This is a genomic window from Tabrizicola sp. T74, from assembly GCF_057219935.1.
This window is the reverse complement of sequence record NZ_JBXVVT010000002.1, coordinates 34238-49777: the sequence shown is the minus strand read 5'-3', so window position 1 is coordinate 49777 and position 15540 is coordinate 34238. Positions and strand designations below refer to the sequence as shown.

Annotated in this window: 15 protein-coding genes; 8 read left to right on the top strand and 7 right to left on the bottom strand. The window is 64.9% G+C overall.

Annotation, left to right across the window (positions count from 1 at the left end):
• Positions 1-35: 35 nt before the first annotated feature.
• The 8 genes from AC2EAL_RS06885 (at position 36) to AC2EAL_RS06850 (ending at position 8730) form a co-directional block, all read left to right on the top strand.
• On the top strand, positions 36-1064 hold the full coding sequence (locus tag AC2EAL_RS06885) for an N-acetylneuraminate synthase family protein (protein ID WP_484723459.1): 1029 nt from the start codon (positions 36-38) through the stop codon (positions 1062-1064).
• Positions 1061-2218: a rhamnan synthesis F family protein gene (locus tag AC2EAL_RS06880; protein ID WP_484723458.1), complete on the top strand. Its 1158-nt coding sequence runs from the start codon at positions 1061-1063 to the stop codon at positions 2216-2218. The genes AC2EAL_RS06885 and AC2EAL_RS06880 overlap by 4 nt, the downstream gene beginning before the upstream one ends.
• 252 nt (positions 2219-2470) lie before the next feature.
• Positions 2471-3379: a class I SAM-dependent methyltransferase gene (locus AC2EAL_RS06875; protein ID WP_484723457.1), complete on the top strand. Its 909-nt coding sequence runs from the start codon at positions 2471-2473 to the stop codon at positions 3377-3379.
• 13 nt (positions 3380-3392) lie between these two features.
• Positions 3393-4646, top strand: coding sequence for a glycosyltransferase WbsX family protein (locus AC2EAL_RS06870; protein WP_484723456.1), 1254 nt, complete (start codon positions 3393-3395; stop codon positions 4644-4646).
• 122 nt (positions 4647-4768) lie between these two features.
• Positions 4769-5059, top strand: coding sequence for a hypothetical protein (locus tag AC2EAL_RS06865; RefSeq protein WP_484723455.1), 291 nt, complete (start codon positions 4769-4771; stop codon positions 5057-5059).
• A complete protein-coding gene (gene neuC / locus AC2EAL_RS06860; RefSeq protein ID WP_484723454.1) occupies positions 5056-6171 on the top strand; it encodes a UDP-N-acetylglucosamine 2-epimerase in 1116 nt (371 codons plus the stop codon). Before AC2EAL_RS06865 ends, neuC begins: the two co-directional genes overlap by 4 nt.
• Positions 6164-7417 carry a 3-deoxy-D-manno-octulosonic acid transferase gene (locus AC2EAL_RS06855; protein WP_484723453.1) on the top strand — a complete coding sequence of 418 codons (1254 nt, stop codon included), beginning with the start codon at positions 6164-6166 and terminating at the stop codon, positions 7415-7417. Before neuC ends, AC2EAL_RS06855 begins: the two co-directional genes overlap by 8 nt.
• Positions 7414-8730, top strand: coding sequence for a 3-deoxy-D-manno-octulosonic acid transferase (locus tag AC2EAL_RS06850; RefSeq protein WP_484723452.1), 1317 nt, complete (start codon positions 7414-7416; stop codon positions 8728-8730). Before AC2EAL_RS06855 ends, AC2EAL_RS06850 begins: the two co-directional genes overlap by 4 nt.
• 64 nt (positions 8731-8794) lie before the next feature.
• Here AC2EAL_RS06850 and AC2EAL_RS06845 read toward each other — a convergent pair whose 3' ends face one another.
• The 7 genes from AC2EAL_RS06845 to AC2EAL_RS06815 all read right to left on the bottom strand — a co-directional run bounded on the left by AC2EAL_RS06845 (position 8795) and on the right by AC2EAL_RS06815 (position 15539).
• Complete coding sequence (locus tag AC2EAL_RS06845) at positions 8795-9586, bottom strand: SDR family NAD(P)-dependent oxidoreductase (RefSeq protein ID WP_484723451.1); 792 nt, start codon at positions 9584-9586, stop codon at positions 8795-8797.
• Positions 9579-10274 carry an acylneuraminate cytidylyltransferase family protein gene (locus AC2EAL_RS06840; protein ID WP_484723450.1) on the bottom strand — a complete coding sequence of 232 codons (696 nt, stop codon included), beginning with the start codon at positions 10272-10274 and terminating at the stop codon, positions 9579-9581. The genes AC2EAL_RS06845 and AC2EAL_RS06840 overlap by 8 nt, the downstream gene beginning before the upstream one ends.
• Entirely contained in the window at positions 10271-11206 is a 936-nt protein-coding gene (locus AC2EAL_RS06835) for a Gfo/Idh/MocA family protein (protein WP_484723449.1), read from the bottom strand. Before AC2EAL_RS06835 ends, AC2EAL_RS06840 begins: the two co-directional genes overlap by 4 nt.
• Positions 11207-11230: 24 nt before the next feature.
• Positions 11231-12652 carry an amidase gene (locus tag AC2EAL_RS06830; RefSeq protein ID WP_484723448.1) on the bottom strand — a complete coding sequence of 474 codons (1422 nt, stop codon included), beginning with the start codon at positions 12650-12652 and terminating at the stop codon, positions 11231-11233.
• Between the two features lie 132 nt (positions 12653-12784).
• Positions 12785-13807 carry an extracellular solute-binding protein gene (locus AC2EAL_RS06825; RefSeq protein ID WP_484723447.1) on the bottom strand — a complete coding sequence of 341 codons (1023 nt, stop codon included), beginning with the start codon at positions 13805-13807 and terminating at the stop codon, positions 12785-12787.
• Between the two features lie 29 nt (positions 13808-13836).
• Positions 13837-14634: an ABC transporter permease gene (locus tag AC2EAL_RS06820; RefSeq protein WP_484723446.1), complete on the bottom strand. Its 798-nt coding sequence runs from the start codon at positions 14632-14634 to the stop codon at positions 13837-13839.
• Positions 14631-15539 (bottom strand): ABC transporter permease, encoded by a 909-nt coding sequence (locus AC2EAL_RS06815; protein ID WP_484723445.1) that lies wholly within the window; start codon positions 15537-15539, stop codon positions 14631-14633. Before AC2EAL_RS06815 ends, AC2EAL_RS06820 begins: the two co-directional genes overlap by 4 nt.
• Between the last annotated feature and the right edge of the window lies 1 nt (position 15540).

Below are 15540 nucleotides of genomic sequence, written 5' to 3'. Positions count from 1 at the left end.
ATGCAGCACGGGCACCAGCCTTTCGGAGACCCGCAATGAAGATCGCCCACCGCGAGATCGGCCCCGGCCACCCCCCGCTTGTCATCGCCGAGATCGGCATCAACCACGGCGGCGACCTGGCCGTCGCGAAAGAGATGGTGCGGCTGGCGGCGGGCGCGGGCTGCGAGATGATCAAGCACCAGACCCACATCCTTGAAGACGAGATGACCGACGAGGCCAAGTCGATCTTCCCGCCCAATGCCGATGTCTCGATCTGGCATGTGATGGAACGCTGCACCCTGACGCGGGACGAAGAGGCGGAGCTGAAGCGCTATACCGAAAGCCTGGGGCTGATCTGGATATCCACCCCCTTCTCCCGCGCCGCCGCCGACTGGCTGGAGACGCAGGATGTCCCTGCCTACAAGATCGGGTCAGGTGAGGCCGACAACCTGCCCCTCATCCGCCACATCGCGCGGAAGGGCAAGCCCGTAATCCTGTCGACCGGCATGCAAACCATTGAAACCATTCGTGCTTCCGTAGATATCCTCGACAAGGCGGGGGTCGAGTATGCGTTGCTGGAATGCACGAACCTCTACCCCAGTCCGGCCGAGATCGTCTCCTTGAGGGGCGTCACGGAACTGAAGCAGGCCTTCCCCAAGGCGGTCGTGGGCTTCTCCGACCACTCCATCGGCCCGGAAATGGCGCTCGCTTCGGTGGCCCTGGGCGCCTGCATCCTGGAACGCCACTACACCGACACCCGCTACCGCAAGGGGCCCGACATCATCAACTCGATGGACCCGGCAGAGCTGCGCTTCCTGATCGACCGGTCCAAGGAAATCTGGATCGCCGCCAACAACCCCAAGCAACGCAGCGCACCCGAAGAGGACGTCTACCGCTTTGCCCGCGGCTCGGTCGTGGCCGACAAGGACCTCCCCGCGGGTCATGTGATTCAGGAGGCCGACATCTGGGCCCGCCGCCCGGGGTCCGGAGAGATCGCGGCCTATGACTTCGACAAGGTCCTGGGCAAGCGCCTGACCCGAGCAGTCACGCGGAACACCCAGTTGCGGTGGGGCGATCTGGCGTGACACCGGGCTGGAAGGTCAAGCGAGAGCTCTGGCGCATCGTCGACAAGTTTCGCGAATTACCCCGGCGGCTGGTGGAACCGGTGCAGCGCTGGAACTACGACCGGACGCGCTGGCAGCGCATATCGGTGACCGGAACGGCGGAACCCACCGGTGACCGCTACTGCATTCTTCTGATTTACCAGCCTGACGGACTTGCAGCCTCGCTGCTGGAAACCTGCCGTTTCATGTCGGCCAATGGCTATGCCGTTCTGGTGGTGGCGAACAAGGGATTGCGTCCGGAAGACCGGGATCGCTTGGCCGGACTGGTCTGGCGCGTGCTGGAACGGCCGAACTTCGGCTACGACTTCGGCGGCTACCGCGATGGCATCCACTATCTCATGCGCCGGGATCGCACTCCGCGCTTCCTTATCCTGATGAACGACAGCATCTGGTTTCCGCTGAACCACAGCAGCAGCGTGATCCAAAGGCTGGAAGCCGCCGAATTCGACATGACCGGGCTCTTCCTCCATGTCCCGGCCCGCAACGAATACGCCAAGGAACGGGCCCGCTGGCGGCGTCGCAGGAAGCTTGCGGAACACATCGAATCCTACGTGACGCTGGTCCCCGAAACGACATACCGGACCAACGCCTTCAGGGCATTTTGGCAATCCTATCCTCAAACCAGTTCAAAGACGCTGACCATCCGGCGGGGCGAGATCGGCTTCTCCAAGGCGATTGCCGCCGCCGGACTGCGCGTTGGCGCCTTGTCCCGGCGCAGCCAGTTCATCTCGGCGATTGAAAGCCGACCGGACGAGTTCCTTGAGCAAACTTTGCGCTACGCCGCCTATTCCGACGAAGAGTTTGCCCTGACGGGCAAGGCCCTGCTGGCCGCACCGCGCGACGGGCACTGGCGCGACAAGGCGCTGGATCACATCCGCGCGGTCGTGGAACGTCGGCGCTTCAACGCGTCCTTCAGCTGGGCCACCGAGCTGATCTTCGACACGGGCTTCGTGAAGAAGCACCCGGGCCGACTTTTCCAGCTGGGCCGGATCCGCTTTCTGGAAGCCGTCGACACCGGCGATCTGGCGGTCGACAACAAGATAGCGCTTGCCGAAATCCGCGAACGCGTGGCCCGGGATAAGCTTTTGCTAGGGACGGATCTTGCAGCCGAGTAACTCTCGGCCTGCCTCTTGCGCGGACCTGTCAACAATTTCCCGCCTTGACCGGACCGCTGTCACCCGGTCAGCCGTCCGCCCATATTCCGCCAGATGGCATGGACGCGATGGGCGCGTTTCGCCACTTTGGACGCATTCAATCTTTCCATTTCGCGTATTTGGCGATAGCGGAGCAACTAGGGCATGCGGCCGTTCGGGGTGCACTCGCCTTGCGAGCGCGGCCAGAAAGTGACGTCAAGTGGTGGACAAGGGATGAGCGAACAGAAGCACGTTTACGATTACGACATCGACCTGACGTCCGACACGGCGCCCGCCCGCGTGATCCGCATGGTGCGGCGCGGCAGCAAGGTTCTTGAAATCGGGGCTGGTCCAGGCTCGATCACCCGGCATCTGGCGAACACGCTCGGCTGCGACGTCGACGCGCTTGAAGTTGACCCTTCGGCGATTGAAGTCCTGAAATCCTATGGCCTCAACGCCTATCCGGGCGATCTGAACAACGCCGGGTGGAGCCAGGAGATCGCTGCCCGGCGCGGCAAGTTCGATTTCGTGATTGCTGCAGACGTGCTGGAACACGTGCTCGATCCCTGGGCGGTGCTGGCCGAAATGAAATCGCTGCTCAACGATGGCGGCCAGATCATCCTGTCGATCCCCCATGTCGGGCACGCCGCCGTCGTGGCCTGTCTCCTGGACGAGGATTTCGAGTATGGGCCCTGGGGACTACTCGACCGTACCCATGTTCGCTTCTTTGGCATCAAGAACATGCAGGCCCTTATCAACGGCGCGGGCTTGGCCATCGAACAGGCCGAGTTTGTTGTCCGCACACCCGAAATGACCGAGTTTGTGGGCCGTTGGGACCGTATACCCTCTGATGTCAGAGCGGCCATCCAGCGCAACCGGTTTTCCCATGTGCTGCAGGCCGTCGTTCGGCTTCGTCCGGCAAACGGCGACGAGCGGGGGCTCGACCTTCTGGCACAGACGCCGGTTCCCCCCGATCAGGACACCTTCGACATGTGGAACCGCGCGATGCGGCACCATGCGGCAACCCGGGTCGTCGACGAGCGCAGTCCGATCGGCAGCTTTCCGGTCAAGGGCCCGAAACGCAACGTGTCGTCTCGCCTGCGCAAACTGAGAAAAAAGCTCGCGAAGCGTTTCGCAAAGTAAAGGGTGGATTGTTGTGACTGAAGACCGTGCCGATGTCCGGCTGGTGGCATTTTACTTGCCGCAGTTTCATCCGTTCAAGGAAAATGACGAATGGTGGGGCAAGGGCTTCACCGAATGGACGAACGTGACCCGCGCGAAGCCGATGTATGTGGGCCACTACCAGCCGCATTTGCCGTCTGACCTGGGGTTTTACGATTTGCGCTTGCCCGAAGTGCGGCGCGAGCAGGTCGCAATGGCCAAAGCTTACGGGATCGACGCCTTCTGCTACCACTATTACTGGTTTTCGGGCAAACGCCTGATGGAACGCCCGCTGGACGATATGTTGGCCGATCCCGAAGCCGACATGCCGTTCTGCTTGTGCTGGGCCAACGAAAACTGGACCCGCCGCTGGGATGCCAAGGACCATGAGCTGCTGATCAAGCAGGACTATCGGCCCGAAGACCCGGTGGAATCCTTACGCTCGATGCTGCCCTATCTCAGGGATCCACGCTATCTGACCCACAATGGCCGCAAGGTCATAGTCGTGTATCGGCCGCAGCAATTGCCGGATTCACGGGCCTGGGTTGCGACGTGGCGCCAGGAAGCGCAGGCCCTTGGTCTGGGCGAACTGCATCTGGTCTGCGCGCTGACCCACGGCAACTGGTCCTATAAGTCCGTGGGTTTCGATGCCGGCGTCGAGTTTCCGCCCCACAACCTAAAGCCTGAAATCAACAAGCACCTCGAAAACGTTGGCTTCTTCGAAAGGTTTATGGGTGTTCTGCCTGAAATGAAGGATGTGGCGGAATTCTACCTTGACCGCGACCGGTCTGACGAACCGAACGTCCACCGCACCGTGTACCCCTCATGGGACAACACCGCACGCCGGAAGGCGCGGGCTTTGGTCACGCTGAACGGCACGCCGGAGAACTATGAATACTGGCTTCACCGCGCGATCCAGGAGACGCGGCGCGAAACCGGCGGCAAGGACGGTCTTGTCTTCATCAACGCCTGGAACGAATGGGCCGAAGGGTGCCACCTGGAACCCGATCAGCGGTACGGCAGGGCTTTTCTCGATGCCACATTACGCGCCAAGACTGGCAGTCAGCTGACCGGGTGGACACATGTGGGTGTCCCGCCAGAGGCGAATGCCGAAGCTCAGGCAAGCCATGTCATGGGCATGAGCAAGCTGCAGACCATTCGCCTCAGCAAGCACAAGAATCCGGTGCGCAGGGTCGTGCTTGGCATTCGTGACGCCCTCAGGGTACTGCGCGGCAAGCGCGTCGACTGATCTTTCCCGGCGTGCGCGTGGTGACAGGCCGTCTCTGGCTCGCCAGCCCAGGACCGGGTTGCGAAACCGCGCGGCTCGGCGCAAAGGTTGGCCACCCCGTTCCCGGGGCCATGGAGCCGTGGATGAAGCAGACCGCCAGCCTCAGCTATGCCGATCACCGGTTCTGGCCGACGCTGCCTTTTCATGGCCTGCGCCCCGACCTCTTGATCTGCGATATCGAAGGCGCAGAAGCCGAACTGATCCCCGTCCTGCCGCTGACGGGCCTGCGCGCCGCCGTGATCGAACTGCACCCCCAGATCGTCAACCGGCAGGGCATGGCCCGGAACTTCCGGTCCTTCCTGGACGCAGGTCTGGTGCCGGTGGTCGAACAGTCGTTCGAAACCGTCGTCGCCTTCGAACGCGTGGACCCATGACCCGCCACCTTCTCTTCCTCACCGGCACCCGCGCCGACTTCGGCAAGCTGGAACCGCTCGCCGCCGCCGCCCGTGATGCCGGGCACCGGGCGACCTTCTTCGTCACCGGCATGCACATGCTTGACCGCTATGGCCTGACCGTGAACGAGGTCCGCCGCATGCGCGGGGTGGGAGTTCAGGAATTCGTCAACCAGGCCGAAGGTGACCCGCAGGACCTCGTCCTCGCCCGCACCGTCACCGGCTTCTCCGCTTACATCCGCGCCGAAAAGCCCGACCTCATCATCCTCCACGGCGACCGGATCGAGGCGCTGGCCGGCGCGCTGGTCGCCGCCACCAACTACATCCGCTCGGCCCATGTCGAGGGCGGCGAGGTCTCGGGCACCATCGACGAGGTCTTCCGCCACTGCAACACCAAGCTCTGCACCCACCATTTCGTCTCCTCCGACGCCGCCGCCCGCCGCGTCCGCGCGCTCGGCGAACCCGAGGAGACGATCCATGCCATCGGCTCACCGGAACTCGATTTCCACGCCCGCCCCTCCGGCGTCACGCTGGCCGAGGTCTGCGCGCGCTATGACATCCCCTTTGACGACTACGGCATCGCGGTCTTCCATCCGGTGACCTCGGAACAGGACAGCATCGGCGCGCAGGCCGCCGATCTCTTCGCCGCGCTGGAAACCTCGGGCCGCAACTTCGTCGTCATCGCCCCGAACAACGACCCCGGCTCGCGCCAGATCTTTGCCGTCCTCGACCGCCTGCCGAAAGACCGCTTCCGCGTCCTGCCCTCGATGCGCTTCGCGCATTTTTCCGAACTGATGAAGAACGCCGCCTGCATGGTCGGCAATTCAAGCGCCGGGGTGCGCGAGGCACCGTTCCTTGGCCTGCCCTCGCTCGACATCGGCACCCGCCAGACCAACCGGGCCGAGGCGCCCTCGGTCACAGCCTGCCAGGCCGCAGACCGCGCGGCAATCCTCGAGTTCCTGAAAACCCATTGGGGCCGCCAGGCCGAACAGCACGCTGGCTTCGGCCAGGGCACCGCTGCCGAGCGTTTCGTCCAGGTCCTGGCCCAGCCCGCCTTCTGGCAGCAGGACCTGCAAAAGGCCTTCCGTGACTAGCCCGACGCCCGGCCCGTCTGGTCCCCTGCTGCGGGCCTACCTTGCCGCGAGCCGGGCCATTCCCTTGTTCGCGCCCACGCTCCTGCGGCGGCGGCTGGCGCGGGGCAAGGAACTGCCCGACCGCTGGCGGGAAAAGCTGGGCCAGCCCAGCCTGCCGCGCCCCGACGGCCCGCTGATCTGGCTCCATGCCGTGGGTCTGGGCGAGACGCTCGCCCTGCGCGGCCTGATCGCGGCCATGGCGGCCCGGACTGACGCCCACTTCCTCGTGACCTCCACCACCCGCGGCTCGGCGGACGTCTTCGGCGCCAACCTGCCGCCGCGCACCCGCCACCAATTCCTGCCCTTGGACGCGCCGGGCTACCTGGCTGCCTTCCTCGACCACTGGCGCCCCGCGCTGTCGGTCTGGGCCGAACAGGACCTCTGGCCGGGGGCCGTCGCCGCCACCGATTCCCGGGGGATCCCGCTTGCCCTGGTGAATGCCCGGATGAACGCCGAAGCCTATGCCCGCCGCCGCCGCTGGCAGGGGCTTTACGCCGATCTCCTTTCCCGTTTCCGCCTGATCACCTCGCAGGACACCACCACTGCCGGTCACCTGCAGGCCCTCGGTGGCCGGTGCGTAACCATCACCGGTTCGCTCAAGGCGGCTGCCCCGCCGCTCAATGCCGACCCCGCCAAACTTGCCGCCGCGCGCGAGGCATTGACCGGCCGCAACCCCGTCCTCCTCGCCTCCTCGCACCCCGAGGATGAGTTCGTCCTGCTCTCTGCGCTCCGCCGCCAGCCCCGGCCGCTGACCCTGATCGCCCCGCGCGATCCGCAGCGCGGGCCCGAGATCGCCGCACGTGCCGCCGAACACGGCCTCACCGCCACACTCCGCAGCGCGGGGCAGGGGCCCGAGGCCGACATCTGGATCGTCGACACCTTCGGTGAGATGGGCCTGTGGTACCGGCTTTGCGCCACGACGCTGATTGGCGGCACCTTCGGCCCGACCGAAGGCCACAACCCGTGGGAGCCCGCGGCCCTCGGCTCGGCCATCCTGCATGGCCCGCGCATCGCCAACTTCGCCGCCGATTTCACCGCCCTGCACCAGGCCGGGGCGGCGCTGCCGGTGCAACCGGAACAGCTGATCGCCGCTCTGATGTCGGATCATTCCGCCATGGCCGCCCGCGCTGCCGCCCTGGCCGAAACCGCGCGCGGCTCCCTCGCGCCGCTGGCCGAAGACCTTTTGCAGCTTGCGGGTCTGGCATGAGGCTCTGGCTCTTCCTCCGCCTCTGGTCGCTTCTCTGGCACATCGGCCTGCCGGGGGTGCTGCTCTACCTCTGGAAACGCGGTCGCAAGGACCCGCTCTATTCCCGGCACCTTACCGAACGCTTTGGCCGTTACCCGTCGGGACTGCCCGGCGCGGTCTGGGTCCATGCGGTTTCGCTGGGCGAAATGCGGTCCGCCGTGCCGCTGGTCCGCGCGCTCCTAGACCGGGGCGACCGCGTCGTCACCACCCATTTCACCCCCGCCGGTCGGCGTGAGGCGGAACGGGTCTTCGCCGCCGAAATCGCCCGGGGCCGCCTGATGGCCGTCTGGAGTCCGTTCGAGACGTCATGGGCTTACGCGGGTTTCTTCAAGGCGTTTCGCCCGAAGGCCGGTCTGGTCATGGAAATCGAAATCTGGCCCCGGATGATCTTCGCCTCCCGCCGCGCCGCCGTGCCGCTCTTCATGTGCAACGCGCAATATCCAACGAAATCAATGGCACGCGACGCGAAGATGACTCTGCGTCACAAGCTGATGCAGGGCTTTGCCGGGGCCTTCGTGAAGTCCGACCTGCAGGCGCAGCGCTTCGCCTCGGTCGGGGTGCAGAACATCCACGTCACCGGCGAGTTGCGGTTCGACCAGCCGATCCCGCCGCATCTGGTGGAAGCAGCCCTTGCCCTCCGGCCAATGCTCGCGGGGGACCGCCCGGTCATCACCTTCGCCTCAGTGGTCGAGGGCGAGGATGACCTCTACCTCGACGCTATTCAGACCGCGCTCCGCCACCCCTCGCGCCCATTCGTGGTCTATGTCCCGCGCAAGCCTGAACGGTTCGACCAGGTCGCTGGCCTGCTTGCCGCGCGGGGGCTGCGGTACTTGCGAAGGAGCCAGGACCTTGGCCCGACGCTGACACCCCAGAACCTCCCCTCCCCCCCGTGGGGAGGGGATGGGGGTGGGGGGCACCCGCCCGACATCCTCTTGGGCGACTCCTTGGGCGAGATGTACTTCTACATTGCCCTCTCCGACCGCGTCATCACCGGCGGCGGCTTTACCCCGCATGGCGCGCACAACATCATCGAGCCTCTCGCGCTGAAGCGCCCGGTGATCGTGGGCCCCGAGATTCACACCATCGAGTACCCGGCGGTCGAGGCGATTGCGGCCGACGTCTGCCTGCGGGTCGAGACGCCCTTGGCGCTGACGCAAGCCCTGACCGACTGGCCCGGACCAGGGGCCGACGCGATCCAGGCCTTCTTCGCTGCCCATTCCGGGGCCACGCAAAAGACCCTTGCGGCCTTGGATTCAGAAGTTAAGACCAGGTAAACAGAAAATCGCAAGGCCTTGATTTCATTGGGTGGTCAGTGATTGTCCACCGTGGACACTTTTCTCACCACCCGCTGAAACCCCCATCCACATTGACCATCTGCCCGGTCATGTACCCCGCCTGGGCGCTGGCCAGGAACAGCATCGCATCCGCGATCTCGTCGGGCTTGGCCATCCGGTCCAGCATGATCAGCTCACCCACCCGGCGCTGGAATTCCTCGGAATGCCCGTTGAACACCGCCCCCGGCGCGATCGTGTTCACCGTCGCCCCCCGCGGCGCCCAGTAGCCCGCGAGCCAGACCGTCAGCCCATGAATCCCCGCCTTGGTCACCCCATAGGCCGAGAAATTCTTGAACGGCATCCCCTCGTAAATCCGGTGATGCGCCCCGTTCAGCGCGTACATCGAGGCCACGTTGATCAGCGTGCAGGGCCACTTGCCGACGATGTCCCGGTCCATCTGCCGCGCGATCATGAACGGCCCCGTCAGGTTGGTCCGCAGCGTCTTCTCCCAGTCGCTGACCTTGAGGTCGGCAAAGTCCGGAAACGGTTGCCCCGCGCCCATCAACAGCTCTCCGGTGATGGCGGCATTGTTCAGGACGACGTTCGGCTCCCACCCATCCTTCAGGATGCGCTGGAAGATCCCCGTCACCTCGTCCTCGTTCGCGACGTCCAGCGGGTAGAACCGGAACGCCTCGTTCCCCCCGTGCGCCTCAACCAGGGCATCCGCACGCTTGCCCGGCAGGTCCGAAGCGATCACCCGCGCGCCCTCGGCCAGCATCCGGCGGACGTAGGTTGATCCCAGCACACCCCCCGATCCGGTGATGAAGACCGTGCGGCCCTTGAGTTGCTCAGCCATTCTGGGGCTCCTGCATCAGAAATTCGACAAGACGGAAATCGAACGGCGTGTCGATGTCGACGCAGCGTTCGGGTGGCATCAGGTAGGGGATGACGCGCCCCTCCCACAATCCCTTCGACCGTTTCAGATAGGCCGGATCGACGACGTAGGTCGAGGCCGCGTGTTCGTAGACGACCGGCGCCTGCTGTCGGGCGACCACCCCACCCGGCAGGGGTTTCGACACATGCAGAGCGCCTGTGGCATCCGGCTCCACAAGGTTGAAATAGGGATTCTTTCGCGCCTCGCAGCAGCTCATCACCAGGTCAGGATGTTCGGTTTTGTAAATTTCCAGCGCTGCGGTGATGTCCGAGGGCAGGCGCAGGGGCGAGGTGCAGTCGAGGTCCAGGAAGGCATCGACCGGGCCAATCAGCGCCTCGGACGCCTCAAGCGCGTGCTGCCAGACGCCCCATTTCCCCGCCGTATCGGTCGCCAGATGCGCGGGCCGTAGGCCGATCTTGAGGCAGCCCTTGGCGACGGCGTGGTCGTAGATTTCCTCGTCATCGGTGCTGACGACGACGGCGTCGACCAGGGGATGGGTCAAGAGCTGGTCCAGCGACCAGTCGATCAGCGGCTTGCCGTGGATCATCCGGAAGTTCTTGCGCGGGACGCCCTTGGAGCCTTTTCGTGCCCCGATATGACCCAGGATCATGGGATTTCCTTCGTGATTTCACCGATGAAGGCCCGTCGGGACCAGGCCTCGGCCACCAGACGTGCCGAAGCGAGGCACAGATCAAGCCGGGGCATCAGTGGGTTGCTGGACTGCGGCCCGCCGAACGCGAGGCCAAGGAAGTCCCGCATCGCGTCCAGGAACATGGCGTTGCGTTCAAGGGGCAGGTCCAAGAGGCGGGACCCGTTGGGCTCGGTCACCCGGTAGACCTGCGCGGCGAAGTCAAAATCCTGCATCCGTTCCGTCCCGCGCAAGGTCGTGCGGCGGTGAAGAAGCGGCGTCAGGTAGTCCATCGAGACATCGCCGACAAGCCCCTGACGGCGCAAGGAAATCCGGCTGGCGAAGTCCACCCCGGGGAAGGCTGGATGGCCCAGGCTTTCGACGCGCGTGACCTCAAGCCCCGGGAACAGGCAGCAGGCCAGGTCCAACTCGTGGCAGAGGTCCAGAAGCACCCCGCCACCGTCGGGCCGCGCCGCATAGCTTTCGGAAAACCGCCAGTTCTGCCGCCATTGGGTCACGTCATGGCCGATGGTCAGGGCGAACTGGAAGACGTCCGCCAAGTCCATCGCGGCCAGCGCCCGGACCGCCGGGTGATAGCGCAGCATCAGCCCCAGCATGGATCGCTGCGCAACCGGCTCCGCAACCGAAGCAATCGCTTCCACCTCCTCCGGCCGGAAGGCCAGGGGCTTCTCGACATACATCGGCAGGCCGCGCGCCGCTGCAGCCTCGATCAGTGGCAGGCGGATGTCCGTGGCGGTGGCGATCACTACGGCCTGAGTGTCCGTCATCGCCGCCAGCGCCCCGCCCAAGCCCGCTTCGCGCCAGGACAACAGCCGGGACGAGGCCCCCAAGGCCTGAAGGTTGTCGTGGTGCCTGCGCCCGATCGACCCGGACCCGATGACAAGAACGCGCATGCTGCCTCCCTCGCGGGCCAAGCCCTAGCGCGAATTGTCGCCTGCCACCAGAGGCGGGCGGCGCTGCGGCCATTCGGTCGCGCGGTGATAGGCCTGGCCGATGGCCAGAACCCCAGCATCGTCGCCTGACCGCCCGATGATCTGCATGCCTATCGGCAGGCCCGTGTCCGAGAACCCGACGGGCACCGACAGAGCGGGCAGGCCGATCAGGCTCGCGGGGACCACCACCTCCATCCAGCGGTGATAGGTGTCCATCGGCTTGCCGTTGATCGCCTGCGGCCAGCGCCAGTCGGCCGGGAAGGGCCAGACCTGGGCGGAAGGCAGAACCAGCGCATCGAACCGGTCGAACAGCCGCGCGGCATGGGCATGCCAGCGGCTGCGGATCACGCTGGCCTCGTAGACAGCCTGCGCGGACAGACCGAGACCCTGTTCGATCTCCCAGATCGTCTCGGGCTTGGTCAGCGCCCGTTTCGCCGGGTCTTCGGCCAAGGCGCGCTTGGACCCGGCGTTCAGCATCGCCCGCAGGGTGACCCAGGCGGACCAGAGCTTTTCGTCCGGGAAGGGCGGGGGCAGGGGGGTGACCTGGGCCCCAAGCTCTTCCAGGACCGCCAAGCCCGTGGCACAGGCCTCAAGGATCCCCGGTTCCATCGGATAGGCCCCGCCCCAGTCGGCCAGCCAGCCGATGCGCAGGCCCTTCACTCCGCGGTCGAGCCCCGTCAGCACGTCGGGGACGGCACGCGGAAAGGGGGTTTCCGGGTTCTCGCCGGCCAGCACCAGAAAAAGCCGCGCCACATCCTCGATGGTCCGCGCCATCGGCCCTTCGGTCGACAGGGTCGAGAGGTAGGTATCGCCCTCGGCATCCTGCGGAACCAGCCCCCAGGTCGGGCGAAAGCCATAGACGTTGCAGAAGGCGGCCGGGTTGCGCAAGGAGCCCATCATGTCGGACCCGTCGGCCACCCAGGCCATGCGGCTGGCCAAGGCCGCCGCCGCCCCGCCCGACGACCCACCCGCGCTGCGGGTCAGGTCGTAGGGATTGCGCGTCACGCCGTAGACCGGGTTGAAGGAATGCGACCCCTGGCCCCATTCCGGCACATTGGTCTTGGCGGCAATCACCGCCCGGGCAGACCGCAGCCGGGCCGCGACCAGATCATCCTTCACCGGCACATGATCCTGCCAGATCGGCGAGCCCCAGGTGGTCCGCAGCCCCTTGGTCGCAACAAGGTCCTTCACCGCGAACGGAATGCCATGGAGCCAGCCCGCCGGGGCCATGTCATCCAGCGCCCGCGCCTCCGCCATCAGCTGATCCGGGTCACGCAGCGAGACCAAGGCATTGACCGGCCCATTAACCGCCGCGATCTGTGCCAGCCATGCGGCCATCACTTCGGAAGGCGCGACCTCGCGCGTATGGATGGCGTGCGACAGGTCGGTGGCAGACCACTCCAGCATGTCTTGCCCTTTCTCCAAATACTCTCTGGGAGTGCGGGAGGGCGAAGCGACCTCGCGCGCACGGGCGAAGGCCCGCGCCATGAAAGCCTTGTGCCGGGGCTTTTCGGCCCCGGCACGCCGCATGACAGGCGGTTACTTCTGCAGCTCGGTCCAGATCGCGGTGTAAAGCTCTTGTGCCTTCGGACCGCAGGTCGGGATGAAGCGGCCCTTGTCGGCCAGTTCTGGCGGGATCTGCAGCTCGGGCGCAGTCTTCATCACATCATCCATGAACTCGGTCGCCCCGCTGATGCCGCTGGCATAGCGTGCAAAGTTGGAGATCAGCGCAGCATTTTCCGGTGCTGCGATGAAGTTCATGAAGGCGTAGGCTTCTTCGACGTTCTGCGCGTCCGACAGCAGCATCACCTGGTCCATCCACTCGATGAAGCCTTCCTTCGGCACCGCATAGACGACATCGGGGTTCTTCAGCCGCGCCCGAATCATTGCGCCGTTCCAGTAGACCGAGGCGGAGACGTCGTTCACCGCCATTTTCTCTTCCATGCCGTAGTCCATGGACATCCAGTACGGCTTGGCGGCCAGCAGCTTGTCGCGGACGCGCTTCAGCACTTCAAGATCTTCGGTGCAAGGCTCGCCGCCTTCGTACATGATGGCAAGCGCGAGGACGTCGTTCATCTCGGGCGTGACGTTGATCTTGCCTTTCAACTCCTCCGGAGGATCCAGCCAGATCGCGCTAGTGCCGATCTCGCCGCCGTAGACCGACTTGTTGACGGCAACGCCAGTGGTGCCCCACTGCCACGGGATCGAGTATTTGCGGCCCGGGTCGTAGGCGACCTCCATCCACTTCGGCTCGATATTGGCGTGGTTCGGGATCTTGGACAGGTCCAGTTCCTGCACGAGTCCCTTCTCGATCCAGATCGGCACGTAGTTGGCCGATGGCACCACTAGGTCGAAGCCCGAGCCACCAGCCTCGACCTTGGCGAGGGCAGTGTCGTTCGAATCGTAGTCGGTTACCGTGACGGTGATCCCGGTCTCGGCCTTGAACTTCTCCAGAAGCTCGGGGCTGGTGTAGTTGCCCCAGTTGTACAGCTGCAACTCGCCCTCGGCAAAAGCCGGAACGGCAAGCGTGACCATCGCGGTCGCGATCAGAAAGCGTTTCATGCGTGTCTCCATGTTGGGGCGGGGCGTCTTCAGCGCCTTTCGCGGGTGAGTAGGAAGAAGATCGTCAGAAGCAGGACGGTCAAGCCAAGAAGTGCGGTGGAAATGGCGTTGACCTCGGGGGTGATGCCGCGCCGAAGCTGGCCCAGCATGTAGGTCGGCAGGGTGTCCTGCCCGGCCGATTTCACGAATTCGGTGATGACCACGTCGTCCAGCGAGATGATGAAGGCCAACATCCCGCCCGCGATGATCCCGGGTGCCATCAGGGGCAGGGTCACCCGGCGGAAGGTCTGCCAGGAAGTGGCGTAGAGGTCGGCAGCGGCGGTCTCCAGCGCCAGGTCCATCCCTTCCAGCCGAGCGCGGATCGGGAGGTAGGCGAAGGGGATGCAGAAGGCGGCATGGGCAATGATCAAATACCCCATGCCCTGATAGCCGGTGATGACCTTGACGCTGGCAAAGACGATCAACAAAGCCACTGCCGTGACGATTTCGGGCACCATCAGGGGCTGGTTGATGACCAGGTAGATGAAGGTCTGGCCCTTGAACTGTGCACGCCGCGTCGTGCCCAGTGCGGCCATCGTGGCTACGACGGTTGCAATGAAGGCGGCGGAAGTTGCCAGAACCAGCGAGCGGACCGTGGCCTCCTGTACCGCTTCGTTCTCCCAGGCCTTGCCATACCAGGACAGAGAGAAGCCGCCCCAGCTGGACACCGAGGGCGAGGCGTTGAACGAATAGGCCACCAGCGTGATGATTGGCAGGTACAGAAGGACGAAAACAAGGATTGCCGTGGCGGCAAAGCCCGGCAGTCGGGTGGCGGACCAGCGCGTCATGACTTGCGCTCTCCCTGGATGGCACGGACGTAGAACAGTAGCGCCACCGTCACGATCAGCAAAAGCACCATGCTTAGCGCCGCGCCAAGCGGCCAGTTGCGGCCCTGTCCGAACTGCAATTCGATGAAGTTGCCGATCATCATGTTCTTGCCGCCGCCCAGCACGCGCGGCGTAACATAAGCGCCAAGCGAGGGGACGAAGACCAGGATCGAGCCCGCGACGATCCCCGGCGCGATGATCGGCAGGATGATCCGGCGCAACACGCGCCAGCTGTCGGCGTAAAGGTCGTAGGCGGCTTCCAGAAGCCGCATGTCGAAGCGGTCGATGGCGGCATAAAGCGGCAGGACCATCAGCGGCAGATAGACATAGACCATGCCGATCAGCACGGCGGTTTCGGTGTAGAGGATCTGCAGCGGTTCGCTCCGCAGGCCGGTCTTGATCAGCAAGGTATTCAGGAGGCCTTCGTTCCGGATCACTTGCAGGATCGCGAAGGTGCGGATCAGAAGGTTGGTCCAGAACGGGATGGTGATCAGGAACAGCCACAGCGGGCGCTGGTTCGCCGGGCGCGTGGCGATGAACCAGGCAGTGGGCAGGCCGACAAGGAAGGTCAGCACCGTGGTCGCGACCGACAGCCAGACCGACCGCCAGAAGATAGTCAGGTGTGCGTCTGCCAGCGTGACGGCGGTCGGGTCGAAGATGTCGCGTTCAAAGAGGACCTGGAACCAGGCGTCGGTGGAAAACACCCACTCCACGTTGCCGAACTGGCCGGGGGTCAGGAAGGCATAGACCACCATTACCGCCAGCGGGCCGATTGCCGCGATGGCCAGCACGAACAGCGCCGGGGTCGACAGCAGCCAGCCATTGCGGGCCGAGGTCCTGATCGCGTTTTCCTCGGCGGGGCTCATC